Raw genomic sequence first — 26833 nt, 5'->3', positions numbered from 1 at the left:
TAGAACAGTCGGTGGGCCCAGCCTATCCAGGTCCGGGCACGCCGAAGGGCCCCGTCCGAACACCGGACGGGGCCCTTCGAGCGTGGCGTGTGGCGAACGCGGGATCAGTGGTGGCCGTGGCCGCTCGTGATCTCCTTGTACTCCTCGACGGTGGGCTTGGCGATCTGCGACTCCTCGCTGAAGTACGCCTTGCTCAGCTTGGCGCGCAGCTTCTCGGAGCCCTTCACCTTGCGCTCGACACCGTTCTCGTCGACCGCGGGGCCGAGTTCGAGCGGCTTGTACTGCTCGTGCGCGGTGAGGGTGTGCAGCTGGTCCTGGCTCAGCGGCTCGTGGATCTCGACGAACTCGCCGTGCGGCAGGCGCTTGATCGTGCCGGTCTCCCGGCCGTGCAGCACCTTCTCCTTGTCGCGGCGCTGGAGGCCGAGGCAGATCCGCCGGGTGGCGATGAACGCGAGAACCGGCCCGACGAAGAAGAAGATCCGGACGAACCAGGTGACCGCGTTGATCGACAGGTGGAAGTGGGTGGCGATCAGGTCGTTGCCACCACCGACCAGCGTGATCATGTACAGCGTGATCCAGGAGACGCCGAACGCGGTGCGCGTCGGGGCGTTGCGCGGCCGGTCCAGGATGTGGTGCTCGCGCTTGTCGCCGGTGACCCAGGCCTCGATGAACGGGTAGGCCGCCAGCGCCACCAGCACCAGACCGAAGAGCACCAGCGGGATGAACACGCCCAGGACGAGCGTGTGGCCCCAGAAGTTGACCTCCCAGCCCGGGAAGTACCGCACCAGGCCCTCGGCGAAGCCCATGTACCAGTCGGGCTGGGCGCCCGTGGACACCTGGTCCGGCCGGTAGGGGCCGATCGCCCAGATCGGGTTGATCTGCGCGATCGCGGCGATCACCGCGATGACGCCGAAGACCAGGAAGAAGAAGCCTCCGGCCTTGGCCACGTACACCGGCATGAACGGCATACCGACGACGTTCTTGTTGGTCTTCCCGGCACCCGCGAACTGGGTGTGCTTCTGGGTCCACACCAGGATCAGGTGGGCGGTCACCAGACCGATCATGATGCCCGGCAGCAGCAGGATGTGGATCGAGTAGAACCGCGCCACGAAGTCGTGGCCGGGGAACTCGCCGCCGAACAGGAACATCGACAGGTAGGTGCCGATGACCGGCGTGGCCAGGATCGCGCCCTGGGTGAAGCGGACACCGGTGCCGGAGAGCAGGTCGTCCGGGAGCGAGTAACCGGTGAAGCCGGTGAACATCCCGAGGACGAACAGCAGGAAGCCGAACAGCCAGTTGACCTCACGCGGCTTGCGGAACGCGCCGGTGAAGAAGACGCGCATCATGTGCACGAACATCGCCGCGAGGAAGATCAGCGCCGCCCAGTGGTGGATCTGCCGGATCAGCAGACCGCCGCGGACGTCGAAGCTGATGTCGAGCGTCGACTTGTACGCCTCGCTCATCAGCTGTCCCTGCATCGGGACGTAGCTGCCGTGGTACTCCACCTCGTTCATCGACGGGTGGAAGAACAGCGTCAGGTACACACCCGTGAGGATGATGATGATGAAGCTGTAGAGCGCGACCTCACCCAACATGAACGACCAGTGGTCGGGGAAGATCTTGCGCACGTTGTTCTTGGCCAGGGAGTACATCCCCAGGCGGCCGTCGGCCCAGTCGGCGAGGCGCTCGCCGGCCGGGGCCTTGCCACGCGAGCGGCCCGGCGCGTCGGCGCCGGACGGGCTCGTGGTGCTGGCGGTAGTGCTCATCCGCGCTCCCAGAATGCAGGACCGACGGGCTCCTCGAAGTCGCTGAGCGCTTCGAGGTACCCCTCGTCGTTCACGCCGATCCGCAGCTGCGGAAGAGCGTGTCCGGCGGGGCCGAAGATGACCCGGGCCCCGTCGGACAGGTCGAAGGTGGACTGGTGGCAGGGGCACAGGACGTGGTGCGTCTGCTGCTCGTACAGCGAGATCGGGCAACCGACGTGGGTGCAGATCTTGGAGTACGCCACGATGCCCTCGTGCGACCACTCGAGCTCGCGCTTGTCCTTGATGTCCCCCGGCTGGAGCCGGACGATCATCAGGGCGGCCTTGGCGATCTCGTTGTTGAAGTCCTCGGCGTGCTCGTCCAGGCCCTCGGGCTTGGCGAAGGTGAGCGAGCCGACGGCGATGTCCGCCGGACGCAGCGGCTCGTCGGTGTTCATGTTGACGAGCAGCTTGCCCTTGCTCCACAGGGTGTGGCGGAGCTTGGTGCCCGGCAGCGGGCCGAGGTCGCGCAGCAGCACGACACCGGTGAGCGGCACCAGGGTCAGCGCGCCGAGCATGGTGTTGCGCAGCAGCTTGCGGCGGCCGAGCTGCGACTCCTTCGCGCCCTGCTGCCACTCGTCGTGGATGGTGGCGCGCAGCTCCGGCGAGGCCTCCATGGGGTGCCGTTCCTGCACCACCTCGTGGTCGGACATCAGGGTCCGGGCCCAGTGGATGGCGCCCGCGCCGATGGAGAACAGCGCCACACCGAGCGTCAGGCCCAGCGCGAAGTTCAAAGCGCTGACGTGCCCGAACGGGAAGATGTAGACGATCTTGTCGACCGGGAACGACACGAACGCGGCGATGAAGCCGACGGTGGCCAGCATCGACACCGTGAACAGCAGCGACACCACACGCTCGGACCGCTTGGCGGCCCGCTCGTCGATGTCCTGCACCCGGTACTCGTGCGGGGGCAGGCCGGGGTCGGCGAACGGGTGCTTCTCGTCCGCGACGCCTACCGTGCCGCTCTTGGCGGTGTCCTGCTCAGCGGGCAGGTTCTCTTCTGGAATGTCTTGGCTACTCATGACTTCTTGGCCTTTGCGGTCCGAGCGGCGACCCAGACGGCGACCGCGATCAGTGCGCCCAGACCGAAGACCCAGGCGAAGAGGCCCTCGCTGACCGGCCCGAGGCCACCCAGCTCCATGCCGCCGGGGGTCTTCGCGTCATCGCCGTTGACCGCGTTCAGGTACGCGATGATGTCCTTCTTGTTCTGCTCCGTCAGCGTGGTGTCGGGGAACGAAGGCATGTTCTGCGGGCCGGTCAGCATGGCCTCGTAGATGTGCTTCGGGTCGACACCCTCGAGCGTCGGCGCGTACTTGCCCTTGGTGAGGGCACCGCCCTTGCCGGTGAAGTTGTGGCACTGCGCGCAGTTGTTGCGGAAGAGCTCACCGCCCCTGCCGACGTCGGCGCCCTCGATGCTGTACTGGTCCTCGCTCGGCACGGCCGGACCGGCGCCGAGGGAGGCGATGAACGCGGCGAGCTGGTCGATCTCGGCCTGCGAGTAGACGGTCTTCTTGCGCGGCACCTGGGCGCCCTGCGAGGTCGCGGCGGGCATCCGGCCCGTGGAGACCTGGAAGTCGACGGCCGCGGCGCCCACACCGACCAGGCTGGGGCCGTCGGAGGTGCCCTGACCGCCGGTGCCGTGGCAGCTGGCGCAGCCGACTGCGTAGAGCTTCTTCCCCTCGTCGATGGTGAGGGACTGGGCGGTTTCGTCGGCCTGAGCCTTATCCGCGGGTGCGAACGCGGTGTACAGCCCCCCAGTGGCCGCCAGCGCGAGGAGTAGGACGACGACCGCCGCCAGCGGATGGCGTCGTCGTGCGGAGAGCTTTTTCACGGATTACCCCGGTGTCAGGATCTTCTGCGTCGATGCTTCGGGAAGGTGCGGGAGCGGGCCCGGCTACTTGATCATGTAGATCGTGGCGAAGAGGCCGATCCAGACGACATCGACGAAGTGCCAGTAGTAGGACACGACGATGGCGGCGGTCGCCTGCTCATGGGTGAATCTCCGGGCCGCGTAGGTGCGGCCGAGGACCAGCAGGAAGGCGATGAGGCCGCCCGTCACGTGCAGTCCGTGGAAGCCGGTGGTCAGGTAGAAGGCCGAGCCGTACGCGTCGGACGAGAGCGAGAGACCCTCGTGCTTGACCAGCTCGGTGTACTCGTACACCTGACCGCCGATGAAGATCGCACCCATGACGAAGGTGACGATGAACCACATCCGGAGCTTCTTCACGTCACCGCGCTCGGCGGCGAACACGCCGAGCTGGCAGGTGAGGGAGGAGAGCACCAGGACCGTGGTGTTCGTCGCCGAGAACGGGAAGTTCAGGGCCTCGGCCTGTTCCTTCCAGAAATCGGGACCCGTCACCGATCGCAGGGTGAAGTACATCGCGAAGAGGGCCGCGAAGAACATCAGCTCGGAACTCAGCCAGATGATGGTTCCGACGCTGGTGAGGTTCGGCCGGTTGACCGACGGGTGCGCGTGCCCGGTATCTACTGTCGTTGCTGTCGCCACGACCGACATTATGTCGGTCGCTTATCCCGCCCTCACTCCGGGGGGTGCCGTTCGGAGTGTTGCTGGCCTCCGACCGGGCCTGACGAGGTGTTCAGCGCGGGTGTCCGAGGGAGTAGCATCCGCCGTGACAGGCCCTTCCCGTACGACGCTGACGTCCCGGAGGAAGCACATGCAGCCGACCGCCACGGTGCTGGTCTACAGCGACGACTCCAACACCCGCGAGCAGGTGCGGCTGGCCACCGGGCGGCGGCCCGCTCCGGACGTGCCGGTGGTGGAGTTCGTGGAGTGCGCGACCCCGCAGGCCGTCGTCCGGGAGCTGGACAAGGGCGGCATCGACGTGTGCGTGCTGGACGGCGAGGCCGTGCCGATGGGGGGCATGGGGGTGTGCCGGCAGATCAAGGACGAGGTGTTCCACTGTCCGCCGGTGCTGGTGCTCATGGCTCGTCCGCAGGACGCGTGGCTGGCGACCTGGAGTCGCGCTGACGCGGCGGTCACGGCTCCGGTGGAGCCGGTCGAGTTCGCGCAGGCGCTCGCCGGGCTGTTGCGGGGGCCCGCGGCGCTGAGCGCCTGAGGGGTCGGGGCGCGTCACCTCGGCATCGGGTTGAGGCGGGACGTCTGTGGGTGGTGGGGGGTGCCCTTCGTGAGGGCGCTGCCCTCCCGCCATTTCTGCCAGGGGACGTTCCAGTCGCCGAAGCCGTTGCCGAAGGGTTCCATCACGTCGCCCTGGGAGTTGACGACCTTCACCAGGTCGCCCTCGCGGACGTTGTCGAAGAACCACTCGGCGTTGGCGGTGCTCATGCCGACGCAGCCGTGGCTGACGTTGGCGAAGCCCTGGGAGCCCACCGACCACGGGGCGGCGTGCACGTACTCGCCGCTCCAGGTGACCCGGGTGGCGTAGTAGACGGGCAGGTCGTACGAGTCCGCGGAGCCCTCCGCGATGCCGATGCTGGTGCCGCGCATCCGGACGAAGTACTCCTTGCCCAGCACCACCTTGATGCCGTTGCGGGTCTCGAACCCCGGCTTGCCCGTGGTGACCGGGATGGACTTGACCTCCTCGTCGTTGCGGTAGAGCGTCAGCTGGTGCGCGGCGGCGTCCGTGACGGCGACGACCTGGTCCCCGATGGTGAGTTCCACGGGCTTGGCGGTACCGCCCCAGAGCCGGTCGCTGATCCGGATGCCCCCGAGGTTGCTGCGCAGCCGGACGGTCGTCCCGGTGGGCCAGTACGCCTTGGGGCGGTAGTGGAGTTCCTCGTCCGACACCCAGTGCCAGCCGCCCTCCACCCAGGGCCGGGCGTCCACCTTGAGGGCCCGTTCGACGACGGCACGCTGTGCCCTGTCCTTCACCGGCTCGCTGAGTTCGGCGGTGAGGGGCTGGCCCACGCCGTAGGTGCCCGACCTGGGGCCGAAGGTGACGTTCAGGCGCTTCTTGGTGAGGGGCTTGCCGGTGTCGAAGGTGAGCGTCCGGCGGCCGGGGGCGCCGTCCTCGTTCTCCGTGCTCACCCGGACCGTGTAGCGGGCGTCGGCGGCGAGCGCGGAGGTGCTGTGCCAGCGGCGGCCGTCTGCGGCCAGTTCGCCCGCCAGATGGCGTCCGGTGGCGTCCACGGCGGTGACGTCCGTGATGCGGCCGTCGGGGCCCGCCGCGATGACCTCCAGGGGCTTGCTGGGGTCGGCCTCGCGGCCGTCGCCCCTGGGGCCGCTGAAGGAGATCTGGTCCGCCGCGTCGTACGGGGCGGCGGCGAGCGGGTTGCCGTCGTCGCTGACGCAGGCGGCGGCGCCCGCGCCCAGCGCGAGCGCCAGCAGCGTGCGGCCGACCGTGGTGCGGGTGCGCGGGCCACCGGATCCGGGGTCCCGGGAGAACACTGTGCGACTCATGGCCCCACGCTAGGAAGCGGGCTCCGCTTCGGCGCGCGGGGTGGTCCGACCGGGGGAAGACCGCTGGGCGGAACGGGTGAGCCCGGACCCTCCTGACGGAGTGTCCGGGCTCGCTCGTGTGCCGGGTGTGCTACTGGGTGCGGTTCTCACCGCGGTAGTACTCGAAGACCCAGCCGTAGACGCCGATCAGCACCAGCGGGGCCGAGAAGTAGAGCAGCCACCAGCCGACCGCGATCGCGGTGAAGGCGAGGGCGCCGCCGATGGCCAGCGCCAGCGGCTGCCAGCTGTGCGGGCTGAAGAAGCCCAGCTCGCCCGCGTCGTCCGCGACGTCCGCGTTCTTGTTGTCCTGCGCCCCGGCGTCCACCCGCCTGGCGGTGAAGCCGAGGTAGAAGCCGACCATGATGGCCAGGCCGAACGCCAGGAACAGGGCGGTGGTGCCGGCCGGCTCCTTCGACCACAGGCCGTAGACACAGGCCATGACCAGCAGGAACAGGCTCAACCACATGAACAGCTTGCCCTGGATCTTCACTTGCCGGCCTCCTTGCCGCTCGCCAGGACGGCCGCGCTGGCCCCGCCGGAGCCGAGCTGCTCGTACTCGGTGATCTCGGGGTGGTGCAGGTCGAACGCGGGGGATTCGCTGCGGATCCGCGGCAGGGTGAGGAAGTTGTGCCGCGGCGGCGGGCAGGAGGTCGCCCACTCCAGGGAGCGGCCGTAGCCCCACGGGTCGTCGACGTTGACCGGCTTGCCGTACTTGGCGGTCTTCCAGACGTTGTACATGAACGGCAGGATCGACAGGCCGAGCACGAACGAGCTGATCGTCGAGATCGTGTTCAGGGCGGTGAAGCCGTCGGCCGCGAGGTAGTCCGCGTACCGGCGCGGCATACCCTCGGCGCCCAGCCAGTGCTGGACCAGGAAGGTGCCGTGGAAGCCGGTGAACAGGGTCCAGAAGGTGACCTTGCCCAGGCGCTCGTCGAGCATCTTGCCGGTCCACTTCGGCCACCAGAAGTGGAAGCCCGCGAACATGGCGAAGACGACGGTGCCGAAGACGACGTAGTGGAAGTGCGCCACCACGAAGTACGAGTCGGAGATGTGGAAGTCCAGCGGCGGCGAGGCCAGGATGACGCCGGTCAGACCACCGAAGAGGAAGGTGATCAGGAAGCCGGTCGCCCAGAGCATCGGCGTCTCGAAGGACAGCGAGCCCTTCCACATCGTGCCCAGCCAGTTGAAGAACTTCACACCGGTCGGGACCGCGATCAGGAACGTCATGAAGGCGAAGAACGGCAGCAGCACGCCGCCGGTGACGTACATGTGGTGCGCCCACACCGTCACGGAGAGGCCCGCGATGGCGATGGTGGCGGCGATCAGGCCCGAGTAGCCGAACATCGGCTTGCGGGAGAAGACCGGGATGATCTCACTGATGATGCCGAAGAACGGTAGCGCGATGATGTACACCTCTGGATGGCCGAAGAACCAGAAGAGGTGTTGCCAGAGCAGCGCTCCGCCGTTGGCCGAGTCGAAGATGTGCGCCCCGAACTTGCGGTCCGCCTCCAGGGCGAACAGCGCGGCGGCCAGCACCGGGAAGGCGAGCAGCACCAGCACACCGGTCAGCAGCACGTTCCAGGTGAAGATCGGCATCCGGAACATGGTCATGCCCGGCGCGCGCATGCAGATGATCGTGGTGATGAAGTTGACCGAGCCGAGGATGGTGCCGAAGCCGGAGAAGGCCAGACCCATGATCCACAGGTCGGCGCCGAGTCCCGGCGAGCGGACCGCGTCGGACAGCGGCGAGTAGGCGAACCAGCCGAAGTCGGCGGCGCCCTGCGGGGTGAGGAAGCCCGCCACCGCGATCAGCGAGCCGAACAGGTAGAGCCAGTAGGCGAACATGTTCAGCCGCGGGAAGGCGACGTCGGGGGCGCCGATCTGGAGCGGCATGATCCAGTTCGCGAAGCCCGCGAACAGCGGCGTCGCGAACATCAGCAGCATGATCGTGCCGTGCATCGTGAACGCCTGGTTGAACTGCTCGTTCGACATCAGCTGGGTGCCGGGCCGGGCCAGCTCGGCGCGCATGAACAGCGCCAGCACACCGCCGATGCAGAAGAACGCGAACGACGTCGCGAGGTACAGCGTGCCGATCGTCTTGTGGTCGGTGGTCGTCAGCCACTTCACCACGACGTTTCCGGGCTGCTTGCGCCGGACCGGCATCTCGTCCTCGTAGTACGGGGACTCAGCGGCAGCGGCGCCCTGAGGTTCGTTGACGATGCTCACAGGTTGTTCGTCTCCCGGTTCTTCTCGTGGCTCGTCTGCGCGATGCCGGCGGGAACGTAACCGGTCTGCCCCTTCTTGGCGAGGTCCTTGAGGTGCTGCTCGTACCGCTCAGGGGAGACGACCTTCACGTTGAACAGCATCCGGGAGTGGTCGACACCGCACAGCTCGGCGCACTTGCCCAGGAAGGTGCCCTCCTGGCTGGGCGTCACCTCGAAGGCGTTGGTGTGGCCCGGGATGACGTCCTGCTTCATCAGGAACGGCACCACCCAGAACGAGTGGATGACGTCCCGCGAGGTCAGCACGAAGCGGACCCGCTTGCCCTCGGGCAGCCACAGGGTCGGGCCCGGGTTGCCGGTCTGCGGGTTCTCCTCACCCGGCGTGCCGCAGGTGTAGACCCCGCCGGCGTCGGCCGGGAAGTCGTCCTTGTAGCGGTCCGGGATGGCGTCCAGCTCCTTGGCGGAGTTGGCGTCGCCCTGGGAGCCTTCGACGTTCTCGATGTAGTTGAAGCACCAGCTCCACTGGAAGCCGACCACGTTGACCGTGACGTCGGGCTTGTCCTCCAGTTCGAGCAGCTTCGATTCGTCGCGGGCCGTGAAGTAGAAGAGGACCGAGACGATGAGGATCGGTACGACCGTGTACAGGGCCTCGATGGGCACGTTGTACCGGGTCTGCGGAGGAACCTCGACCTTGGTGCGGCTGCGCCGGTGGAAGATCGCACTCCACAGGATCAAGCCCCACACCAGCACGCCGACGGCGAGCGCGGCAGCCCAGGAGCCCTGCCACAGGGAGAGGATCCGGGGGGCCTCTTCCGTGGTGGGGGTGGGCATACCAAGGCGGGGGAAGTCCTTGTATGTGCAACCGGTTGCGGTCGCCAGGACCAGGCCCGCGGTCAGTGCCTGGAGCAGCTTCCGCCGCATCGGGCGCCGCGGCGAGCGGTCGGAGCCGTTGGGACTCACGTAGCGCCTTCCCGAGAGTCTCGCCCGCGCTGTCGGCTGCGGCCTTCTCGCTGGTCGGTCGCCGCCCTGCGTCGGGCAGGGGTTTGGATGTTTATGCGGACCAAACCCTAGCCGACGCGTTGTCGGCGGTCGCGAGGAGGGGTGCCTACTAGCTCGGGTGGTTCGCTGGTTTGGCGGGTGCGGCGTTCGTCGTGGCCTGTCGCGCCCCGCGGTGGAGCCGCTGATGGCCCGGACCCGCGCCCTGAACGTCCGCAGTCCTCACCGGCGTCTAGCGTTGCCGTATGGCCTACTTCGATGCCGCTTCCGCTGCTCCTCTTCATCCTGTCGCCCGGCAGGCGCTGCACGCCTCGCTCGATGAGGGATGGGCTGATCCGGCGCGGTTGTACCGCGAGGGGCGGCGGGCCCGGATGCTGTTGGACGCGGCGCGGGAGGCCGCCGCGGAGGCGGTCGGGTGCCGTCCGGACGAGCTGGTGTTCACGGCGTCCGGGACGCGGGCCGTGCACTCGGGCGTGGCGGGGGCGTTGGCCGGGCGGCGGCGGGTGGGACGTCACCTGATCGTGTCAGCGGTCGAACACTCCTCGGTGCTGCACGCGGCGGAGGCGCACGAGGCCGACGGCGGTGAGGTGAGCCGGGTGGCGGTGGACCGGACGGGCGCGGTGTCGGTTCGGGGGTACGCCGCCGCGTTGCGGTCCGGCACCGCGCTGGCGTGTCTCCAGTCGGCCAACCACGAGGTGGGCACGGCGCAGCCGGTGGCGGAGGTGGCCGAGGCGTGCCGGGCGGCGGGGGTGCCGCTGCTGGTGGACGCGGCGCAGTCGCTGGGGTGGGGGCCGGTGGACGGTGACTGGTCGCTGCTGGCGGCCAGCGCGCACAAGTGGGGCGGGCCGTCGGGGGTCGGGCTGCTGGTGGTGCGCAAGGGGGTGCGGTTCGCAGCCCAGGGGCCGGTGGACGAGCGTGAGTCCGGGCGCGCCGCCGGGTTCGAGAACATCCCGGCGATCGTGGCGGCGGCGGCGTCGCTGCGGGCGGTGCGGGCGGAGGCCGCCGGGGAGGCGGAGCGGCTGCGGGAGTTGACGGAGCGGATCCGGGCGCGGGTGCCGGGGACGGTGCCGGACGTGGAGGTGGTCGGCGATCCGGAGCGGCGGCTGCCCGGCGTCGTCACGTTCTCGTGTCTCTATGTCGACGGCGAGGCGCTGCTGCACGAGCTGGACCGGGCCGGGTTCTCGGTGTCGTCCGGGTCGTCGTGCACGAGCAGCACGCTGACGCCGAGCCACGTGCTGAAGGCGATGGGGGTGCTGAGCGAGGGCAACGTGCGCGTGTCGCTGCCGCCGGGGACCGCGGAGGAGGACGTGGAGCGGTTCCTCCGGGTGCTGCCGGGGGCGGTCGCGGGGGTGCGGGAGAAGCTCGGGGCTCCGGTGGCGGCCACGGTCACGGCCCCGGCCCCGGCGGGGGACGCGCTCGTCGTGGACTCCCTCGGGAAGCGCTGCCCGATTCCGGTGATCGAGCTGGCCAAGGTCATCGGGGACGTCCCGGTCGGCGGCACGGTCCGGGTCCTCTCCGACGACGAGGCGGCGCGCCTGGACATCCCGGCGTGGTGCGGGATGCGCGGGCAGGAGTACGTCGGTGCGGAACCGGCGGACCGCGGTGCGGCCTATGTGGTCCGCCGGTTGTCGTAGGCGCGGACAGCCGTGGGGGCCGTGTCCCCACGGGCCGGTCAGGGCAGGTGCTTCCGGACCTCGGCGGCGGCCTCGTCGCCGTAGGCCCGGGCGAAGCGGTCCATGAAGTGGGCGCGGCGCAGCTGGTACTCCTGGGTGCCGACGGTCTCGATGACCAGGGTGGCCAACATGCAGCCGATCTGGCAGGCGCGCTCCAGGGAGACGTCCCAGGCGAGGCCGGAGAGGAACCCGGCGCGGAAGGCGTCGCCGACGCCGGTGGGGTCGGCCTTGCGCTCCTCCTGGGGGCAGCCGACCTCGATGGGCTCCTCACCGGCGCGCTCGACGCGGACGCCGCGGGCGCCGAGGGTGGTGACGCGGTGGCCTACCTTGCCGAGGATCTCCTCGTCGGTCCAGCCGGTCTTCGACTCGATGAGCCCCTTCTCGTACTCGTTGGAGAACAGGTACGTCGCGCCGTCCAGGAGGGTCCGGATCTCCTCGCCGTTCATGCGGGCGATCTGCTGGGAGAAGTCGGCGGCGAAGGGGATGTCCCGGGAGCGGCACTCCTCGGTGTGCCGGAGCATGGCCTCCGGGTCGTCGGCGCCGATGGAGACCAGGTCGAGGCCGCCGACGCGGTCCGCGACCGTCTTCAGCTCGATCAGCCGGGCCTCGCTCATGGCGCCGGTGTAGAAGGAGCCGATCTGGTTGTGGTCGGCGTCGGTGGTGCACACGAAGCGGGCGGTGTGCAGGGTCTCGGAGATCCGCACGGAGTCGGTGTCGACGCCGTGCCGGTCCAGCCAGGCGCGGTACTCGTCGAAGTCGGAGCCCGCGGCGCCGACGAGGATCGGGCGGGTGCCGAGCTGACCCATGCCGAAGGCGATGTTCGCGCCCACCCCGCCGCGGCGTACGTCGAGCTGGTCGACGAGGAACGACAGCGAGACCGTGTGCAGTTGGTCCGCGACGAACTGGTCGGCGAAGCGGCCGGGGAAGGTCATGAGATGGTCGGTGGCGATGGAGCCGGTGACTGCGATGCGCACGGCGTGGACTCTCCTGAGGAGGCGACTGGCCCGGGGGAGGCGTTGACAGTTCACGCTACCCGGTCCGCGGGGTGCCACTGAAGCAGCCGAAACTACCCGATAGTAGATCTTTCTTCGCGGGCTCCACCGTGCTTACGGTTCGGCTATGACGAAACTGAGGTTCCCGGCGTACGCCCCGGCCGACGCGGAGGGCTCGCTGGAGTCGCTGCTGGGCGACTGCGCGCGGATGGCGCCGCACTGGGCGGCGCCCGACCGGGTCGCACCGGTGCCGGTCCCCCCGTCCCTGATCCACGGCGTGTCGGTGCCGCCCGCGTCGGCGCGGCTGCTGGACTCGATGGTGGAGTACGGCGGCTGACCCGGGGAACCGCGCGCTCCCCCGGTACGTCCCATCGCCGTCCCCTGTGCGGGGGACGGGGAAGACGGCAGCCGGACAGGTGGACGGCTGCGCAGCCGAAGGAGCGATGCGGTGAACACCGAGCGACCCGACGACGACGCCCGTGACGACATGGACGCTGCGGGCGGCCCGGAGCGGCGGGAGGGTGCCGGACGACGGTGGTCTCCGGTGCTCGTGGCGTCCGTCGCCGCCGCCGTCCTGCTGGCCGGGGGTGGCGGGGCGTACCTCGCGACGTCGGCCTCCGGGGGCTCCGGGGACTCCGGGACGGCGTCGGGCGGGGGCGCGACCCCGCCGCCGCTGGTGCTGGACGGGTACACCGAGGGCCGGGGGACGCCCGGGATCGCGCCGGGTGAGCCCGATCCGAACGGTGCCACCTACCGGGCCTCCGGCGACCTCCCGGACGGTCCCGGCTCGGCGGCCGTGTACCGGGCGCGGGGCGAGGTCACCGAGGCCGAGGTGGCCCGGCTGGCCGCGGCGCTCGGTCTGGACGGCAAGCCGGTGGCCGAGGGGCAGGCCTGGCGGATCGGCGGGCAGGACGGTTCGGGACCGAGCCTCCAGGTGAACCGGCGGGCGCCGGGCACCTGGACGTTCCACCGCTACTCCCCCGGCACCGACGACTGCCGGTCCCCCACCACCTGCGCCAAGGAGCAGCCCGGCGGCGACCCGGTCAGCGAGGCCACCGCGCTGAAGGCGGCGGCGCCGGTGCTGAAGGCGGTCGGCCAGGCGGACGCGGAGACCGACGCGAGCCAGGTCATGGGCGCCCAGCGGATGGTCAACGCGGACCCGGTGGTGGGCGGTCTGCCCACGTACGGCTGGCCGACCGGCGTCACCGTCGGCGCGGGCGGCGAGGTCGTGGGCGGCAGCGGGCAGGTCAAGGCGCCGGTGAAGGGGGACACGTACCCCGTGCTCACGGCGGAGGAGACGCTGGAGCTGATGAACGGCGCCGCCCCGGATCCCGCGGTTTCCGGGCGGTCCGGCATGGGCGGCTGCGCCAGTCCCGTACCGCTGGAGGAGGACCGGGGGCCGTGCGGCGGCATGACCGGGGCGCCCAAGGCGTCCCCCGCCGAGCCCGTCGAGGTCGAGTCGGCCGTGTTCGGGCTGGCCTCGCACTTCGTGGACGCGCGGCAGACGCTGGTGCCGTCCTGGCTGTTCGAGGTGCGGGCGCCGGGGGCCCGGGACCCCTTCACCGTGACGTACCCGGCGGTGGAGCCGGAGTTCCTCAGGGCGCCCGGCGCGCCGTCCGGTGAGCCGCCCGCGCAGCCCAGCCCGCGCCCGACCGGGCCGGGCGACGAGCCGACGGCGGCGCCGGCCACCCGGGAGCTGGACGTCGACGGCTACACGACGGAGGGCCGGGAGCTGACCGTGTCCTTCACCGCCGGGGTGTGCGCCGACTTCACGGTGACGGCGCGGGAGAGCGCGGAGCGGGTGACCGTGAAGGTGACCGAGAAGCCGTGGAAGGACAAGGTCTGCATCCTGATCGCCGAGGTCCACACCCGGACGGTGCGGCTGGACGAGCCGCTGGGTGACCGCAAGGTGGTCGGGACGGACGGCAGGTCGGTTCCGCTGGAGAAGCCGGGGGCGCGACTGCCCCGGTAGGACGGCACACGAAGGCGGCGGCCCCTCCTGCGAGGGACCGCCGCCTTCACTGTCGTAGGACGGGACGACTCAGCTGAAGGAGTCGCCGCAGGCGCAGGAGCCCGTCGCGTTCGGGTTGTCGATCGTGAAGCCCTGCTTCTCGATGGTGTCCACGAAGTCGATCGTGGCGCCGCCCAGGTACGGGGCGCTCATCCGGTCGGTGGTGACCTTGACGCCGCCGAAGTCCTTCACCACGTCGCCGTCGAGGGAGCGCTCGTCGAAGAACAGCTGGTAGCGCAGGCCGGAGCAGCCGCCGGGCTGGACGGCCACACGCAGGGCGAGGTCGTCCCGGCCTTCCTGGTCGAGCAGGGCCTTGACCTTGGACGCCGCGGCGTCGGTCAGAACGATGCCGTCGGTGACGGTGCTGGTCTCGTCCGATACGGACATCTACATCTCTCCCGGGTTGTACGGAGACTGCTTGCCGACGGTTGCAACCGGCGGGGCCGCGGATTCATTCCGGGGCGTCTTTCTTCATGCTCGCACACGGGCCGGGAAGCGGAAAACGGCTCTTTCGTGACGGACACCGGGAATCAATCGCGGCGTGTCGGGATTCATGTCACATAGACGCTATGGCCATCGTCAAACTGACGTGAAGCGGTTATGATAGATAGCGTCAATTCGACGAAAAGTCGAACCGGTGTCCCGCTTGTCCCGCCGGGCCGGATCCCCCGGCCCGGCGAACCGCAGAAAAGAAAGGGTGCGTGTCGTGACCACCGCCCAGATCCAGGAGCTCGACGTACAGCCGACGCCCCTCGCCCTGCTGCTTCTCGGCCGTGAGGCCGACCCGAGGAGCGAGCGCGGCGTCGAGTGTCCCGGTGACCTGCCCGCGCCGTCCGACCCGGACCTGGTCGAGCGCGCCCGCGCGGCGAAGGAGAAGCTCGGCAGCAAGGTCTTCGTGCTCGGCCACCACTACCAGCGCGACGAGGTCATCCAGTTCGCCGACGTCACCGGTGACTCCTTCAAGCTGGCCCGGGACGCCGCCGCCCGGCCGGAGGCGGAGTACATCGTCTTCTGCGGTGTGCACTTCATGGCCGAGTCCGCGGACATCCTCACCGGCGACGACCAGAAGGTCGTGCTGCCCGACCTCGCCGCGGGCTGCTCGATGGCCGACATGGCGACGGCCGAGCAGGTCGCCGAGTGCTGGGACGTGCTGACCGAGGCCGGGATAGCCGACGTCACCGTGCCGGTGTCGTACATGAACTCCTCGGCCGACATCAAGGCGTTCACCGGCCGGCACGGCGGCACCATCTGCACCTCGTCCAACGCCAGGCGGGCCCTGGACTGGGCGTTCGAGCAGGGGGAGCCTGGGCAGAGCAAGGTGCTGTTCCTGCCGGACCAGCACCTCGGGCGCAACACCGCCGTCCGCGACATGGGCATGTCCCTGGAGGACTGCGTCGTCTACAACCCGCACAAGCCGAACGGCGGGCTGACCGTCGAGGAGCTGCGCGCGGCCAGGATGATCCTGTGGCGCGGCCACTGCTCGGTGCACGGCCGCTTCAGCCTCGACTCGGTCAACGACGTGCGCGAGCGGGTCCCGGGCGTCAACGTCCTGGTGCACCCCGAGTGCCGCCACGAGGTGGTCGCCGCCGCCGACTACGTCGGCTCCACCGAGTACATCATCAAGACGCTGGAGGCCGCCCCGGCGGGCTCGAAGTGGGCGATCGGCACCGAGCTGAACCTGGTCCGCCGTCTGGCGAACCGTTTCGCCCCCGAGGGCAAGGAGATCGTCTTCCTCGACAGGACGGTCTGCTTCTGCTCGACGATGAACCGCATCGACCTCCCCCACCTGGTGTGGGCCCTGGAGTCGCTCGCCGACGGCAAGCTGGTCAACCGCATCCAGGTCGACCGGGAGACCGAGGCGCACGCCAAGCTGGCGCTGGAGCGGATGCTGGCGCTGCCGTAGCCGTCCCGGCCCCCGGTGCCGGTGCCGACGTGCGGGTCACGTGGGCGCCGGCACCGGTTCGCGTCCGGGGGCGGCCGGGTCCGGAAGACGGTGCCGTCGGAGACCGCCACGACCAGCGTCCCGCCGTTCAGTGACAGGCCCGGCCAGGTGCCGGTCCCCGCCCGCTGCTCGACCCGGGAGTACGACTCCCACGGCCGGGTGCCCGACCGGGTGTCCAGGGCCGCCACCCGGCCGCTCTCGCTCGCCACGGACACCGTCCGCCCGCGCCGGTCGACCACGAGGGTGGCCAGCGGGTCGAGGGTGGTGGTCCGGGTCTGCCAGAGCCGCTCGCCGGTGTCCGGGGGGACCGCGGTGACCAGGCCGGTGGAGGTGATGGAGGACAGGGTGCCGTGCGCGAGCACCGGCTCGCCGAGGTAGGCCTTCGCCAGCCGTGTCACCCGGCCGTCGCCGGTTCCGAGGCCCAGCGCGGTCAGGCCGCCGTACTCCGGCCCCGAGTTGTCCTCGCGGTAGTGGGCGAGCGGCGTCCGGCCGTCCACGACGCCCAGCGAGAGGGGGTGCCCCGCCCGGTGGCGGGGCACCCCCTCTCGCTGTCGCCGGGTCAGACCCGGGCGGGCTCCGGCTCGGCCGCCGCCGACGGCCGCGCCTTCGCCGCCCGCTTCGCCGCGCGCTTCCCCGCCCGCCGCTCCTTGCGGAGTTCGAGCATCGCGTACAGCGTCGGGACGAGGGGCAGGGTCAGCAGCGTCGAGGTGACCAGACCGCGATCCGGCGCGCCTCGGCGGCGTCCTCGGGGGTGCCCTTCGGAGGGCGCAGGGACCAGTACGACAGCACCGGTACGACGGTCAGGGAGACCAGCAGCGACGCCAGCAGGGCGGCGGTGACGGTGAGGCTGGGCTCGCCGTCGGTGCGGGTGAGGGAGTCCGCCCGAGGTCACTCCACCCTCGGACGTACCAGCCCCGACTCGTACGCGATCACCACCAGCTGCGCCCGGTCGCGGGCGCCCAGCTTGGCCATGGCGCGGTTGACGTGGGTCTTCACGGTGAGCGGGCTGACTTCGAGCCGTTCGGCGATCTCGTCGTTGGAGTGCCCGCCCGCGACCTGCACCAGCACCTCCCGCTCCCGCACGGTCAGCGCGCCGAGCCGCTCGGCGCCGGCCGGGTCCCTGCCCTCGTCGCTGCCCTCGCCCTGCGCGAGGAACCGGGCGATCAGACCCTTCGTCGCCGCCGGGGACAGCAGCGCCTCACCGCCCGCGGCCACCCGGATCGCGCTGAGCAGCTCCTCCGGTTCGGAGCCCTTGCCGAGGAACCCGGAGGCGCCCGCGCGCAGTGACCGCACCACGTAGTCGTCGACCTCGAAGGTGGTCAGGATGACCACCCGGACCTGGGCGAGGGACGGGTCGCCGCTGATCATGCGGGTGGCGGCGAGCCCGTCGGTGCCGGGCATCCGGATGTCCATCAGGACGACGTCGGCGTGCCGCTCCTTCGCCAGCCGGACCGCCGCCGCGCCGTCGGACGCCTCGCCGACCACCTCCATGTCGGGCTCGGAGTCGACCAGCACCCGGAAGGCGCTGCGCAGCAGGGCCTGGTCGTCGGCGAGCAGGACACGGATCGTCATGCGGGACCCTTCTCGGGGGCGAGGCGGTCGTGGGCTTTGACGGGCAGGATCGCATGGACGCGGAAACCGCCGCCGTAGCGGGTGCCGGTGGTGAGGGTGCCGCGCAGCGCGCCGACCCGCTCCCGCATTCCGAGCAGTCCGTGGCCGCCGCCGGCGGCGGGGCCGTCCGCCTCGCCGGTGCCGTCGTCGAGGACGGTGACCTCGACGTTCGGGCCCACCCGGACGACGCTCACCTCGGCCTTGGCGCGCGGACCCGCGTGCTTCTGCACATTGGTCAGGGCCTCCTGGATGACCCGGTAGGCGGCGAGGTCGACGGCGGCGGGCAGGACGGTGCCGTGGTCGGCGCGGGCGACCTCCACCCGGAGCCCGGCGCTGCGGAAGGTGCCCGCGAGTTCGTCGAGGCGGGCGAGGCCGGGCGCGGGCTCGGTCGGCGCCGCGGGGTCGCCGGACTGCCGCAGCAGGCCGACGGTGGCCCGCAGTTCGTTCAGCGCGGAGCGGCTGGCCTCGCGGACGTGGGCGAGGGCCTCCTTGGCCTGGTCGGGCCGCTTGTCCATGACGTGCGCGGCGACCCCGGCCTGCACGTTCACCAGGGCGATGTGGTGGGCGACGACGTCGTGCAGGTCGCGGGCGATGCGCAGCCGCTCCTCGGCGACCCGGCGGCGGGCCTCCTCCTCCCGGGTCCGCTCGGCCTTCTCGGCGCGCTCCCGGATGGCCTGCACGAAGTCCCGTCGGCTGCGCACGGCGTCGCCGCCCGCGGCGGCCATCCCGGTCCAGGCGAAGATCGCCAGGTTCTCCTGGGCGTACCAGGGCAACGGGCCCGCGAGCATGGCGCAGCCGGTCAGCACGGTCATGGTGAGCAGGCCGACGCGCCAGGTGGTGGGGCGGTCGGTGCTGGCGGCGACGGTGTAGAGGGCGACGACGGCGGACATCGCGACGGGGGCGCGGGGGTCGCCGATGACGGACTCGATCAGCGCGACGGTGCCGGTGCAGGCGAGGACGGTCTTCGGGGCGCGGCGTCTGAGCACCAGCGCGGCGGCGCCGGCCGCCATGAGCACCAGGCTGGCCGGGCCGGGGGTGCGCAGGCCCCAGGTGACGCCGTCCTCACCGCGCGGGTCCACGAAGGACCCGGCGACCATGCAGACCAGCACGCCCGCCGCCAGCGCGGCGTCCAGCGCCAGCGGGTGGGCCTTCAGCCAGAGCCGGGTACGGGCGAGGGTGCTCACGCCGCCTTACGGTACGGCGTCCCCGCGCGCCTTGGCACCGGGCGGTGGGCGGCGGCTCACACCTCCGGGATCAGCCCGTCGTCGCTGAGCATCTCCCGGACGTCCTCCAGGGACGCGTCGGGGGACGGCAGGATCAGCTCCGAGGGTTCGAGGGCGTCGTCGGGCAGCGGGGTGCCCATGCGGCGCACCGCTTCGAGGAGGGCGCCCAGGGTGCGCCGGAACCCCTCCTCGTCACCGCTCTGCATCTCCGTGAGCAGCTCGTCGTCGAGCTTGTTCAACTCGGTGAAGTGGCTGTCGGCCAGCTCCACCTGCCCCTCCCCCATGATCCTTACGATCACGACGCCCTCCTCGGCGTGAGGCTACTGCTTGTCGAAGCGCGGGGTGTCCTGCGGTTGCTGCTGGGGCTGCGACTGCGCCTGGGACTGCGACTGACCGGTGCCGCCCTCGATGGCCTGCTGCCCGCCGGTGCCGCCCCCGGCCAGCTCGGCCTTCATGCGCTGCAGCTCCAGCTCCACATCCGTACCACCGGAGAGCCGGTCCAGCTCGGCCTGGAGGTCGTCCTTGGCCATGCCGGAGGGGTCGTCGAGGGCGCCGGAGGCGAGGAGTTCGTCGAGCGCCCCGGCCCGCGCCTGGAGCTGCGCGGTCTTGTCCTCGGCGCGCTGGATGGCCAGCCCGACGTCGCCCATCTCCTCGGAGATGCCGGAGAACGCCTCCCCGATGCGGGTCTGCGCCTGCGCCGCGGTGTAGGTGGCCTTGATGGTCTCCTTCTTCGTGCGGAAGGCGTCGACCTTGGCCTGGAGCCGTTGCGCCGCGAGGGTGAGCTTCTCCTCCTCGCCCTGGAGCGTGGAGTGCTGGGTCTCCAGGTCCGTCACCTGCTGCTGGAGCGCGGCCCGCCGGGACAGCGCCTCCCGCGCGAGGTCCTCGCGGCCCAGCGCGAGCGCCTTGCGGCCCTGGTCCTCCAGCTTGGAGGACTGCTGCTGGAGCTGGTTCAGCTGGAGTTCGAGGCGCTTGCGGGAGGTGGCCACGTCCGCGACGCCGCGGCGGACCTTCTGCAGCAGTTCGAGCTGCTTCTGGTACGAGTAATCGAGGGTCTCGCGCGGGTCCTCGGCCCGGTCAAGGGCCTTGTTCGCCTTCGCGCGGAAGATCATCCCCATACGCTTCATGACACCGCTCATGGGCTTCGCGCGCCCCCTTCTGACGGACTCCAGCTCACAGGTCTGCGACAGAACCCACAGTACGGGCCCTGCATCCATTGACGCACTGTTCGGGGACGGATGCGGTCATCCCCAAGGACGACTGGCCGCCGGCCCGCTCCGGCGTAAGGAGTAGGTGACACCCGGTGGTGCCGGGCGCCTCCGGGTCCCTTCCGGGCGAACCGTCCGCGTCGTCCCCTCTGTCCCCCCTACAGACGACTGGTGTTGCCGGATCGTTCCCCGCGGGGCTGGGGTCCACACCCGCGGACCCCGTACCCTTGGGTTTTGTGTTCCGTAGCCGTGCCAAGGAAGAGAAGGCCCCGGGCGTCGACAAGGCCCTGGTGACCGACTCCAAGCAGACCCGTGACCCGCAGGCCCCGAAGGGCAGGCCCACGCCCAAGCGGAGCGTGGCCCAGGCCCAGCGCCGCAGCGTGGCCAACACGCCCACGACGCGCAAGGAGGCCGCCAAGCGGTCGCGCCAGGAGCGCCGTGTCGCGCTGGACCGGCAGCGCCAGGCGCTGGCCAGCGGGGACGAGCGCTATCTCCCGGCGCGGGACAAGGGGCCGGTGCGCCGGTTCGCCCGTGACTTCATCGACTCGCGGTTCAACATCGCCGAGTTCTTCCTCCCGATGGCCGTCGTCATCCTCGTCCTGAGCATGGTCCGGGTCGGGTCGCTGCAGAACATCGCGCTGCTGCTGTGGCTGGTCGTGATCGTGCTGATCGTGCTGGACTCGGCGGTCAGCGGCTTCCGTCTGAAGAAGCGCCTCAACGAGCGCTTCCCGGACGAGCGCAAGCGCGGCGTGGTCGCCTACGCCCTGATGCGGTCCCTCCAGATGCGCCGTCTCCGGCTGCCCAAGCCGCAGGTCAAGCGCGGGGAGCGGCCCTGAGCACGACGCCGTTCTCCGGGGGCGCGGCGCGACGGTGGCTGAGCGGGCTCAACGGCCTGCGAGACGCCGTACGGCAGGAGCTGGTGGCCCGGCAGCTGGAGGAGCAGATAGCCGGGCGGTTCCCGGTCGGGCGGCGGCTGCGGGTGCTCGACGTGGGGATGGGCCAGGGCACGCAGGCGCTGCGGCTGGCCCGGGCCGGGCACCAGGTGACCGGTCTGGAGCAGGACACGACGATGATCTCGGCGGCGCGGTCGGCGCTGCGCGGTGAACCGGAGGGCATCCGGGAGCGGGTGCGGATCATCGAGGGGGACGGCCGGGACACCGGTGTGCACTTCGTCCCGGGCAGCTTCGACGTCGTGCTCTGTCATGGCGTCCTCATGTACGTCGAGGAGCCCGACCCGCTGCTGGCGGGGCTGGCGCGGGTGCTGGCGCAGGGCGGGCTGCTGTCACTGCTGGTCCGCAACGGCGACGCGCTGGCGATGCGGCCGGGGCTGGCCGGGAACTGGGCGGGCGCGCTGGCGGCGTTCGGCTCGACGGCGTACCGGAACCGGCTCGGCCTGGACGTCCGGGCGGACCGCCTGTCCACCCTGACCGCGACGCTCGCGGGGATCGGGGCGCCGCTGTACGCCTGGTACGGCGTGCGGGTCTTCACGGACACCGCCGCGGACGACGCGGAACCGCCCGACCCGGAGACCCTGGAAGCCCTGCTGGACGCCGAGGAACGCGCGGGCCGCACGGACCCCTACCGCGGGGTGGCGGCGCTGCTGCACCTGTGCGGGGTGCGGGGCTGAGGGGTCCTCTCACTGTGAGCGTCCGGTCGCGACCCGGACGGGCATGGTGGAAAAGGACCCCTGAGCCGCCGGGCTCGCACGTTCGGGCCAGCCGGACGGGCAGGGCCGTCGGCGCGAACCCAGACTCGGGGCATGGACGCTTCCCGTCGCCGTGCCGTCGCCGTACGACTGGGCGGACCCGCCGCCGCCCTCGTCTGCTCCCTCGCCCTGACCACCGGGTGCTCCGGGCAGACCACCGCCTCCGCCGCGAAGGAGCGCCAGGAGGGCAGCACCGCGCAGGCCGCCGCGCCGCGCGCCGCGAGTGACCTCCAGGACGACTACCAGAAGGTGATCAACGACGTCCTGCCGTCGGTCGTGCAGATCCAGGCCGGGGCCGATCTCGGGTCGGGGATCGTGTACGACGACCAGGGGCACGTCGTCACCAACGCGCACGTCGTCGGCGAGGAGCGCGCTTTCCGGGTGACGACGGCGGGCAGCGAGCAGCCGCAGCGCGCGAGGCTCGTCTACTCCTACCCGGAGCAGGACCTCGCCGTCATCAAGCTGGACCGGCCGCCGGACGGCCTGAAGGCGGCCCGGTTCGGGGACTCCGCCAAGGTGGACGTGGGGCAGATCGTGCTCGCCATGGGGTCGCCGCTCGGTCTGTCGTCGAGCGTGACGCAGGGCATCGTCTCGGCGACCGGACGGACCGTCAGCGAGGGGCGCGGGGACGGCGGTACGGGCGCGACGCTGGCCAACATGGTGCAGACGTCGGCCGCGATCAACCCGGGCAACAGCGGGGGCGCGCTGGTGGACCTCGACAGCCGGGTGATCGGCATCCCGACGCTCGCCGCGACCGGCATCGGCGGCGCGGACAGCCAGGCACCCGGCATCGGGTTCGCGATCCCGGCCTCCATGGTGAAGACGGTCGCCGACCAGATCATCGAGGACGGCAAGGTCACCGACTCCGGCCGGGCCGCGCTCGGCATCACCGGCCGGACGATCGTCGACGACCGGTTCCGGCCCGCCGGGGTCGCCGTCGTCGAGGTCACCGGCGGCGGGGCGGCCGACGAGGCGGGCATCGAGGCCGGTGACGTCATCACCCGCCTCGGGGACACCGACGTCACCACCATCACCTCCCTGGCGGAGGCGCTGGCGGAGCGGGAGCCCGGGGACGAGGTGAAGGTGACGTTCACCCGGGACGGCGACGAGCGGACCGCGGAGGTGACGCTCGGCAAGCAGTAGCTCAGGACTCGTCGGCGCGCAGGCTCATGGGGCCGTAGATCTCGGTGCGGTCCTCGAACAGCCGCACCTGGTCGGCGCCCCCGGCGAGCAGTTCCTTCCAGTTCTCGCCGATCCAGGACTCGGCGTCGCCCTGCGTGGTGAACTCCTCGGGCCGCACCGCGGGCTCGACCTCCGTCCCGTCGGCCTTCTCGAACCGCCACGTCCATGCCGTCATGTACGCCTCCCTGGACATCTGATCTTCCACCGGCTGCTGCCCAGAGCCTAGCCGGACGCGCAAGAGGTACACCGGCGCGGGAAAATCGGGGCGTGGAACTGACACTGCTCGGCACCGGTGCCCCCGAGGGCCTGCCCCGTCCCGACTGTCCCTGTGCGGCCTGCGCGACCGCGCTCGGACCCGACGCGCGCGCGGCCACCGCGCTGCTCGTCGACGGGGCGCTGCTGTTCGACCTGACCCCCGGCGCGGCGTTCGCGGCGGCACGCGCGGGGCGGTCCCTGGGCGGCGTACGGCAGGTGCTGCTGTCGCATCCGCACGACGGACCGGTGGTGGAGGTGCCCGCCGGGGTGCCGCAGCCGGGCCGGGTGCCGGACGGGCGGGAGCTGGCGCTGCTGACGGGGCACCGGGTGCGGGCGGTGGCGATGGACGCCCCGGGCACCGGGTACGCCCTGACGGGCCCGGACGGGCAGCGGCTGCTGTACCTGCCGCCGGGGGGCGCGCCCGCGGGGCTTGAGGAGGGCACCGGGGCGGGTGAGCCGTACGACATGGTGCTGGCCGATGTCGTCGGGCGGCCGGACGCGTTGGCGCGGCTGCGGGCGGTGGGCGCGGTGGGGCCGACGACGGACGTGGTCGCCGTCCACCTGGACCACGACGTGCCGCCGGGCCCGGAGCTGCGGCGGCGGCTCGCCGTGGCGGGCGCGCGGGCCGTGCCGGACGGTACGACGCTGACGGTGGGCGTCTACGAGGACGTGCCGGACGTGCCGCGGCGGACGCTGGTGCTGGGCGGGGCGCGGTCGGGGAAGTCGCTGGAGGCGGAACGCCGCCTCGCGGCCTTCCCCGACGTGGTCTACGTCGCCACCGGCGGCACCCGCGGCGGGGACGGCGAGTGGGCGGCGCGGGTCGCGGCGCACCGGGAGCGGCGGCCGGGGTCGTGGCGGACGGTGGAGACCTGCGACCTGGTGCCGCTGCTGACGGACGACGGTCCGCCGCTGCTGGTGGACTGCCTGTCGCTGTGGCTCACGGACGTGATGGACGCCGTCGGGGCGTGGGACGACGCCGAGTGGGCCGACAGCGGCGAGCGGGCGCTGCGGGAGCGGGTGCGGGAGCTGACGGAGGCGGTGCGGGGCGCCCGGCGGATCGTGGTCGCCGTGTCGAACGAGGTGGGGTCGGGGATCGTGCCCGCTACGGCGTCGGGGCGGCGGTACCGGGATGAACTGGGGCGGCTGAACGCGGGGTTCGCGCAGGAGTGTGAGCAGGTGGTGCTGGTGGTGGCGGGACAGGCCGTCGTGTTGCGCGGGTAGGCGCGGCGGGCTTGCGGGCGAGGACGCGGTAGCCGGGCGCGAACGGGACGCGGCGGTGGGGGGTCAGCACCTCGCAGCCCTGCGCCCGGAGTTCCGCGCGCAGGTTCGGGGCCGGGAGCAGGTGCGGGGGCCGGGGGCCGGGCCGCGGCGGGGCGGCCGGGTCGGTCAGCTCCAGCAGCAGGTGGCCGCCGGGGCGCAGCACGCTGAGGGCGGCCCGGAGTTCGGCGCGCGGGTCGGCGGTGTGCTCCAGGTGGCGCAGGACGCTGACGACGTCGTAGCGGGCGCGCAGGTACGCGGTGAGGGCGGGGGTGGCGAGGGGGCCGACGTACGCCTCCTCGACGCGTTCGGCGGCGCGGGCCGCGAGGACGCGGGGAGCGGGGTCGGTGCCGTCGAAGGCCGTGTACGGGAAGAACTCCCGGGCCGCCGCGGGGAAGTGGGCGTCCCCGGTGCCGACGTCCAGCCAGCTCTCCGGCTCCCCGTAGGGCAGCAGGGCGCGGGCCGCCGAGCGGTGGCGGCGGCGGGCGGCGGCGGGGTGCTCGGGGGCCGGGTGGTGCCCGTAGAACGCCTGGCCCTCCGGGGTGAGGCGGGGGTTCTGGAAGACGTGGGCGCAGTCGCGGCACTCGTCGGTGGTGAGCCCGGCCCGGGACGGCGGGCGGGTGTGGAGCCGGGGGGACGCGCACCAGGGGCAGTCCGCGCGGCGGGGCTCGAAGAAGCGGTCGGTGTCCAGGGCGAACCGGGCGAGGTAGGCGCTGCGGCGGCGGGCGGTCGCGAGTCGGGTGAGGGGTGCGGGCATGGCGGCTCCCGGCGGCGCGAGGGCATACAGATCAATTGTCATCAATTGCTGTCAAAGCGGAACTTATGGGATCGCCCTCTCGGGTGCAACGACGTCCCCGCGCGGCGCTGGCCAGGTGGCGCCGCCCTGTTCGACGGGGGCCGGTACTGTTCGGCGAATGAGTTCGCTGAATCTCGACGACTTCACCGATCTGATCGAGCGTCCCGACGCCGCGGTGCGCCGCGCCGCCGAGGCGCGCCGGGAGCGCCAGATCGTGCCCCCCGGATCGCTCGGCCGCCTGGACGAGTTGGGCGAGTGGCTGGCCGCGGCGCAGGGCGCCGTGCCGGTGCGGGCGATCGAACAGCCCCGGGTGGTGCTCTTCGCCGCCGACCACGGGGTGGCGGAGCTGGGCGTGTCGGCGCGGCCCGCGGGCAGCGCGAGCACCCTGGTGCGGGAGATCCTGGACGGCGGGCGGCCGGTGTCGGTGCTCGCGCGGCGGCTCGGTGTGCCCGTGCGGGTGGTCGACATGGCGCTGGACTGCGACCCGGGCACGCTGCCCGAGGACGTCGTACGGCACCGGGTGCGGCGCGGCAGCGGCCGGATCGACATCGAGGACGCGCTGACCGCCGAGGAGGCCGCGGCGGCGTTCGAGGCCGGGGTGGCGGTCGCGGACGAGGAGGCCGACTCCGGTACGGACCTGGTGGTGCTCGGCGATGTGAGCGTGGGTGGCACCACGGTGGCGGGCGTGCTGGTGGCCGCGCTGTGCGGCACCGACGCGTCCGTGGTCACCGGGCGGGGCGGGCTCGCCATCGACGACCTGGCGTGGATGCGCAAGTGCGCGGCGATCCGGGACGCGTTGCGGCGGGCCCGGCCGGTGCTGGGCGACCAGCTGGCGCTGCTCGGCGCGGTCGGCGGGGCCGACTTCGCCGCGATCACGGGCTTCCTGCTGCAGAGCGCCGTACGGAAGGTGCCGGTGGTCCTGGACGGTGTGGTGACCGCGGCCTGTGCGCTGGTGGCGCAGCGGGTCGCCTTCCGGGCCCCGGACTGGTGGCTGGCCGCCCACGACAGCGGTGAGCCGGGCCAGGCGAAGGCCCTGGACCGCATGGCCCTGGAGCCGCTGCTCGGCCACGGCGTCACGGTGGGCGAGGGCGCGGGCGGCCTGCTGGCCCTGCCCCTGGTCCAGTCCGCCGCCGCCCTCGCCGCGGAACTGCCCGAGCGGCCGGAGGAGAAGGCCGCGGAGGAGACCTCCGAGGAGGAGAAGCCGACGGAGCCCGAAGCCGACGGCCCCACCGCGACCGACGACGGCGAGTAGCCGGGCAGCCGGGCGCGGAGACCCCACCGAGGCCGCGGCAGCGAGCGGCCAGGCAGCCGGGCGCGGGGGCCCACCGAGACCGATGGCAGCGAGCAGCCAGACAACCGGGCGCGGGGACCCCACCACGACCGACAGCAGCCAGCAGCCAGACCGCCGGAACCGGGACCCCACCGAGGCCGACAGCAGCCAGCAGCCGACAACCGGGCGCGGGGACCCCACCACGACCGACAGCAGCCAGCAGCCAGACCGCCGGAACCGGGACCCCACCGAGGCCGACAGCAGCCAGCAGCCG

Annotated in this window: 28 protein-coding genes; 12 read left to right on the top strand and 16 right to left on the bottom strand. The window is 71.8% G+C overall.

Features of this window, described 5'->3' with window-relative positions; genetic code table 11:
• Positions 1-104 precede the first annotated feature (104 nt).
• The 4 genes from ABZ659_RS24260 to ABZ659_RS24245 form a co-directional block, all read right to left on the bottom strand.
• Entirely contained in the window at positions 105-1766 is a 1662-nt protein-coding gene (locus ABZ659_RS24260; RefSeq protein ID WP_360223757.1) for a cytochrome bc complex cytochrome b subunit, read from the bottom strand.
• Complete coding sequence (locus ABZ659_RS24255; protein WP_360223755.1) at positions 1763-2824, bottom strand: Rieske 2Fe-2S domain-containing protein; 1062 nt, start codon at positions 2822-2824, stop codon at positions 1763-1765. The genes ABZ659_RS24260 and ABZ659_RS24255 overlap by 4 nt, the downstream gene beginning before the upstream one ends.
• Positions 2821-3633 (bottom strand): c-type cytochrome, encoded by an 813-nt coding sequence (locus ABZ659_RS24250; protein ID WP_360223753.1) that lies wholly within the window; start codon positions 3631-3633, stop codon positions 2821-2823. Before ABZ659_RS24250 ends, ABZ659_RS24255 begins: the two co-directional genes overlap by 4 nt.
• 63 nt (positions 3634-3696) lie before the next feature.
• A complete protein-coding gene (locus tag ABZ659_RS24245; RefSeq protein WP_360223751.1) occupies positions 3697-4317 on the bottom strand; it encodes a heme-copper oxidase subunit III in 621 nt (206 codons plus the stop codon).
• A 160-nt stretch (positions 4318-4477) separates the two neighbouring features.
• Here ABZ659_RS24245 and ABZ659_RS24240 point away from each other — a divergent pair, with 160 nt between their 5' ends.
• Positions 4478-4879, top strand: a complete 402-nt coding sequence (locus ABZ659_RS24240; protein WP_360223749.1) for a hypothetical protein — start codon at positions 4478-4480, stop codon at positions 4877-4879.
• 14 nt (positions 4880-4893) lie between these two features.
• Here ABZ659_RS24240 and ABZ659_RS24235 read toward each other — a convergent pair whose 3' ends face one another.
• The 4 genes from ABZ659_RS24235 to coxB form a co-directional block, all read right to left on the bottom strand.
• Positions 4894-6180 carry an Ig-like domain-containing protein gene (locus tag ABZ659_RS24235; protein ID WP_360223747.1) on the bottom strand — a complete coding sequence of 429 codons (1287 nt, stop codon included), beginning with the start codon at positions 6178-6180 and terminating at the stop codon, positions 4894-4896.
• A gap of 130 nt (positions 6181-6310) precedes the next feature.
• Positions 6311-6709: a cytochrome c oxidase subunit 4 gene (locus ABZ659_RS24230; RefSeq protein WP_360223745.1), complete on the bottom strand. Its 399-nt coding sequence runs from the start codon at positions 6707-6709 to the stop codon at positions 6311-6313.
• Positions 6706-8445, bottom strand: a complete 1740-nt coding sequence (gene ctaD, locus ABZ659_RS24225) for a cytochrome c oxidase subunit I (RefSeq protein WP_360223743.1) — start codon at positions 8443-8445, stop codon at positions 6706-6708. The genes ABZ659_RS24230 and ctaD overlap by 4 nt, the downstream gene beginning before the upstream one ends.
• Positions 8442-9401 carry a cytochrome c oxidase subunit II gene (gene coxB, locus ABZ659_RS24220; RefSeq protein WP_360223741.1) on the bottom strand — a complete coding sequence of 320 codons (960 nt, stop codon included), beginning with the start codon at positions 9399-9401 and terminating at the stop codon, positions 8442-8444. Before coxB ends, ctaD begins: the two co-directional genes overlap by 4 nt.
• A 281-nt stretch (positions 9402-9682) precedes the next feature.
• Here coxB and ABZ659_RS24215 point away from each other — a divergent pair, with 281 nt between their 5' ends.
• Positions 9683-11071, top strand: a complete 1389-nt coding sequence (locus tag ABZ659_RS24215) for an aminotransferase class V-fold PLP-dependent enzyme (protein WP_360223739.1) — start codon at positions 9683-9685, stop codon at positions 11069-11071.
• A 38-nt stretch (positions 11072-11109) separates the two neighbouring features.
• On the opposite strand, the gene ABZ659_RS24210 is transcribed toward ABZ659_RS24215, so the two are convergent.
• Complete coding sequence (locus tag ABZ659_RS24210) at positions 11110-12084, bottom strand: carbohydrate kinase family protein (protein ID WP_360223737.1); 975 nt, start codon at positions 12082-12084, stop codon at positions 11110-11112.
• A 145-nt stretch (positions 12085-12229) separates the two neighbouring features.
• On the opposite strand from ABZ659_RS24210, the gene ABZ659_RS24205 reads away from it, so the two are divergent.
• Complete coding sequence (locus ABZ659_RS24205) at positions 12230-12439, top strand: hypothetical protein (RefSeq protein ID WP_360223735.1); 210 nt, start codon at positions 12230-12232, stop codon at positions 12437-12439.
• Positions 12440-12589: 150 nt separating this feature from the next.
• Positions 12590-14074: a hypothetical protein gene (locus tag ABZ659_RS24200; RefSeq protein ID WP_360223854.1), complete on the top strand. Its 1485-nt coding sequence runs from the start codon at positions 12590-12592 to the stop codon at positions 14072-14074.
• A gap of 69 nt (positions 14075-14143) precedes the next feature.
• Here the strand turns inward: ABZ659_RS24200 and ABZ659_RS24195 are convergent, their stop codons facing one another.
• On the bottom strand, positions 14144-14500 hold the full coding sequence (locus tag ABZ659_RS24195; protein ID WP_360223733.1) for an iron-sulfur cluster assembly accessory protein: 357 nt from the start codon (positions 14498-14500) through the stop codon (positions 14144-14146).
• Positions 14501-14819: 319 nt separating this feature from the next.
• Between ABZ659_RS24195 and nadA the strand changes: the two genes are divergently transcribed.
• Both nadA and ABZ659_RS24185 read left to right on the top strand, forming a co-directional pair.
• Positions 14820-16016 (top strand): quinolinate synthase NadA, encoded by a 1197-nt coding sequence (nadA, locus tag ABZ659_RS24190; RefSeq protein ID WP_360223731.1) that lies wholly within the window; start codon positions 14820-14822, stop codon positions 16014-16016.
• A gap of 90 nt (positions 16017-16106) precedes the next feature.
• Positions 16107-16433, top strand: a complete 327-nt coding sequence (locus ABZ659_RS24185; RefSeq protein WP_360223729.1) for a hypothetical protein — start codon at positions 16107-16109, stop codon at positions 16431-16433.
• Positions 16434-16943: 510 nt separating this feature from the next.
• On the opposite strand, the gene ABZ659_RS24180 is transcribed toward ABZ659_RS24185, so the two are convergent.
• Genes ABZ659_RS24180 through ABZ659_RS24165 form a run of 4 tightly spaced genes read right to left on the bottom strand, consistent with a single transcriptional unit; the run spans position 16944 to position 20025 of the window.
• A complete protein-coding gene (locus tag ABZ659_RS24180; RefSeq protein WP_360223727.1) occupies positions 16944-17627 on the bottom strand; it encodes a response regulator transcription factor in 684 nt (227 codons plus the stop codon).
• Positions 17624-18850 (bottom strand): histidine kinase, encoded by a 1227-nt coding sequence (locus ABZ659_RS24175; RefSeq protein ID WP_360223725.1) that lies wholly within the window; start codon positions 18848-18850, stop codon positions 17624-17626. The genes ABZ659_RS24180 and ABZ659_RS24175 overlap by 4 nt, the downstream gene beginning before the upstream one ends.
• Before the next feature lie 56 nt (positions 18851-18906).
• On the bottom strand, positions 18907-19188 hold the full coding sequence (locus tag ABZ659_RS24170) for a hypothetical protein (RefSeq protein ID WP_360223723.1): 282 nt from the start codon (positions 19186-19188) through the stop codon (positions 18907-18909).
• 21 nt (positions 19189-19209) lie between these two features.
• Positions 19210-20025 (bottom strand): PspA/IM30 family protein, encoded by an 816-nt coding sequence (locus ABZ659_RS24165; protein ID WP_360223721.1) that lies wholly within the window; start codon positions 20023-20025, stop codon positions 19210-19212.
• 266 nt (positions 20026-20291) lie between these two features.
• Here ABZ659_RS24165 and ABZ659_RS24160 point away from each other — a divergent pair, with 266 nt between their 5' ends.
• The 3 genes from ABZ659_RS24160 (at position 20292) to ABZ659_RS24150 (ending at position 22942) form a co-directional block, all read left to right on the top strand.
• Entirely contained in the window at positions 20292-20930 is a 639-nt protein-coding gene (locus ABZ659_RS24160; RefSeq protein ID WP_360223852.1) for a DUF3043 domain-containing protein, read from the top strand.
• Positions 20931-21013: 83 nt separating this feature from the next.
• Positions 21014-21721, top strand: coding sequence for a methyltransferase domain-containing protein (locus ABZ659_RS24155; protein WP_360223719.1), 708 nt, complete (start codon positions 21014-21016; stop codon positions 21719-21721).
• A gap of 132 nt (positions 21722-21853) precedes the next feature.
• A complete protein-coding gene (locus ABZ659_RS24150; protein ID WP_360223717.1) occupies positions 21854-22942 on the top strand; it encodes a trypsin-like peptidase domain-containing protein in 1089 nt (362 codons plus the stop codon).
• Between the two features lies 1 nt (position 22943).
• Here the strand turns inward: ABZ659_RS24150 and ABZ659_RS24145 are convergent, their stop codons facing one another.
• Positions 22944-23156: a hypothetical protein gene (locus ABZ659_RS24145; protein WP_360223715.1), complete on the bottom strand. Its 213-nt coding sequence runs from the start codon at positions 23154-23156 to the stop codon at positions 22944-22946.
• Positions 23157-23248: 92 nt separating this feature from the next.
• Between ABZ659_RS24145 and ABZ659_RS24140 the strand changes: the two genes are divergently transcribed.
• Positions 23249-24457 (top strand): bifunctional adenosylcobinamide kinase/adenosylcobinamide-phosphate guanylyltransferase, encoded by a 1209-nt coding sequence (locus ABZ659_RS24140; RefSeq protein WP_360223713.1) that lies wholly within the window; start codon positions 23249-23251, stop codon positions 24455-24457.
• Here ABZ659_RS24140 and ABZ659_RS24135 read toward each other — a convergent pair.
• Positions 24339-25250, bottom strand: a complete 912-nt coding sequence (locus ABZ659_RS24135; protein WP_360223711.1) for a class I SAM-dependent methyltransferase — start codon at positions 25248-25250, stop codon at positions 24339-24341. The two genes, ABZ659_RS24140 and ABZ659_RS24135, sit on opposite strands and share 119 nt — an antisense overlap.
• Before the next feature lie 157 nt (positions 25251-25407).
• Between ABZ659_RS24135 and cobT the strand changes: the two genes are divergently transcribed.
• Both cobT and ABZ659_RS24125 read left to right on the top strand, forming a co-directional pair.
• Positions 25408-26541 carry a nicotinate-nucleotide--dimethylbenzimidazole phosphoribosyltransferase gene (gene cobT, locus ABZ659_RS24130; RefSeq protein ID WP_360223709.1) on the top strand — a complete coding sequence of 378 codons (1134 nt, stop codon included), beginning with the start codon at positions 25408-25410 and terminating at the stop codon, positions 26539-26541.
• An 82-nt stretch (positions 26542-26623) separates the two neighbouring features.
• Positions 26624-26833, top strand: a 210-nt coding sequence (locus ABZ659_RS24125) for a hypothetical protein (RefSeq protein ID WP_360223707.1), incomplete at its 3' end; no start/stop codon positions are given.

Origin of the sequence: Streptomyces sp. NPDC006997 (assembly GCF_040635175.1) — a bacterium.
In the GTDB taxonomy this organism is placed as follows: Bacteria; Actinomycetota; Actinomycetes; order Streptomycetales; family Streptomycetaceae; genus Streptomyces.
This window is presented reverse-complemented; position numbering and strand designations above follow the sequence as displayed.

Coding starts and splice junctions, on each gene's coding strand:
- ABZ659_RS24260 (WP_360223757.1), bottom strand. CDS start 1,766: ATGAGCACTACCGCCAGCACCACGAGCCCGTCCGGCGCCGACGCGCCG.
- ABZ659_RS24255 (WP_360223755.1), bottom strand. CDS start 2,824: ATGAGTAGCCAAGACATTCCAGAAGAGAACCTGCCCGCTGAGCAGGAC.
- ABZ659_RS24245 (WP_360223751.1), bottom strand. CDS start 4,317: ATGTCGGTCGTGGCGACAGCAACGACAGTAGATACCGGGCACGCGCAC.
- ABZ659_RS24240 (WP_360223749.1), top strand. CDS start 4,478: ATGCAGCCGACCGCCACGGTGCTGGTCTACAGCGACGACTCCAACACC.
- ABZ659_RS24235 (WP_360223747.1), bottom strand. CDS start 6,180: ATGAGTCGCACAGTGTTCTCCCGGGACCCCGGATCCGGTGGCCCGCGC.
- ABZ659_RS24215 (WP_360223739.1), top strand. CDS start 9,683: ATGGCCTACTTCGATGCCGCTTCCGCTGCTCCTCTTCATCCTGTCGCC.
- ABZ659_RS24205 (WP_360223735.1), top strand. CDS start 12,230: ATGACGAAACTGAGGTTCCCGGCGTACGCCCCGGCCGACGCGGAGGGC.
- ABZ659_RS24200 (WP_360223854.1), top strand. CDS start 12,590: ATGGACGCTGCGGGCGGCCCGGAGCGGCGGGAGGGTGCCGGACGACGG.
- ABZ659_RS24195 (WP_360223733.1), bottom strand. CDS start 14,500: ATGTCCGTATCGGACGAGACCAGCACCGTCACCGACGGCATCGTTCTG.
- ABZ659_RS24180 (WP_360223727.1), bottom strand. CDS start 17,627: ATGACGATCCGTGTCCTGCTCGCCGACGACCAGGCCCTGCTGCGCAGC.
- ABZ659_RS24165 (WP_360223721.1), bottom strand. CDS start 20,025: ATGAGCGGTGTCATGAAGCGTATGGGGATGATCTTCCGCGCGAAGGCG.
- ABZ659_RS24150 (WP_360223717.1), top strand. CDS start 21,854: ATGGACGCTTCCCGTCGCCGTGCCGTCGCCGTACGACTGGGCGGACCC.
- ABZ659_RS24145 (WP_360223715.1), bottom strand. CDS start 23,156: ATGACGGCATGGACGTGGCGGTTCGAGAAGGCCGACGGGACGGAGGTC.
- ABZ659_RS24135 (WP_360223711.1), bottom strand. CDS start 25,250: ATGCCCGCACCCCTCACCCGACTCGCGACCGCCCGCCGCCGCAGCGCC.
- cobT (WP_360223709.1), top strand. CDS start 25,408: ATGAGTTCGCTGAATCTCGACGACTTCACCGATCTGATCGAGCGTCCC.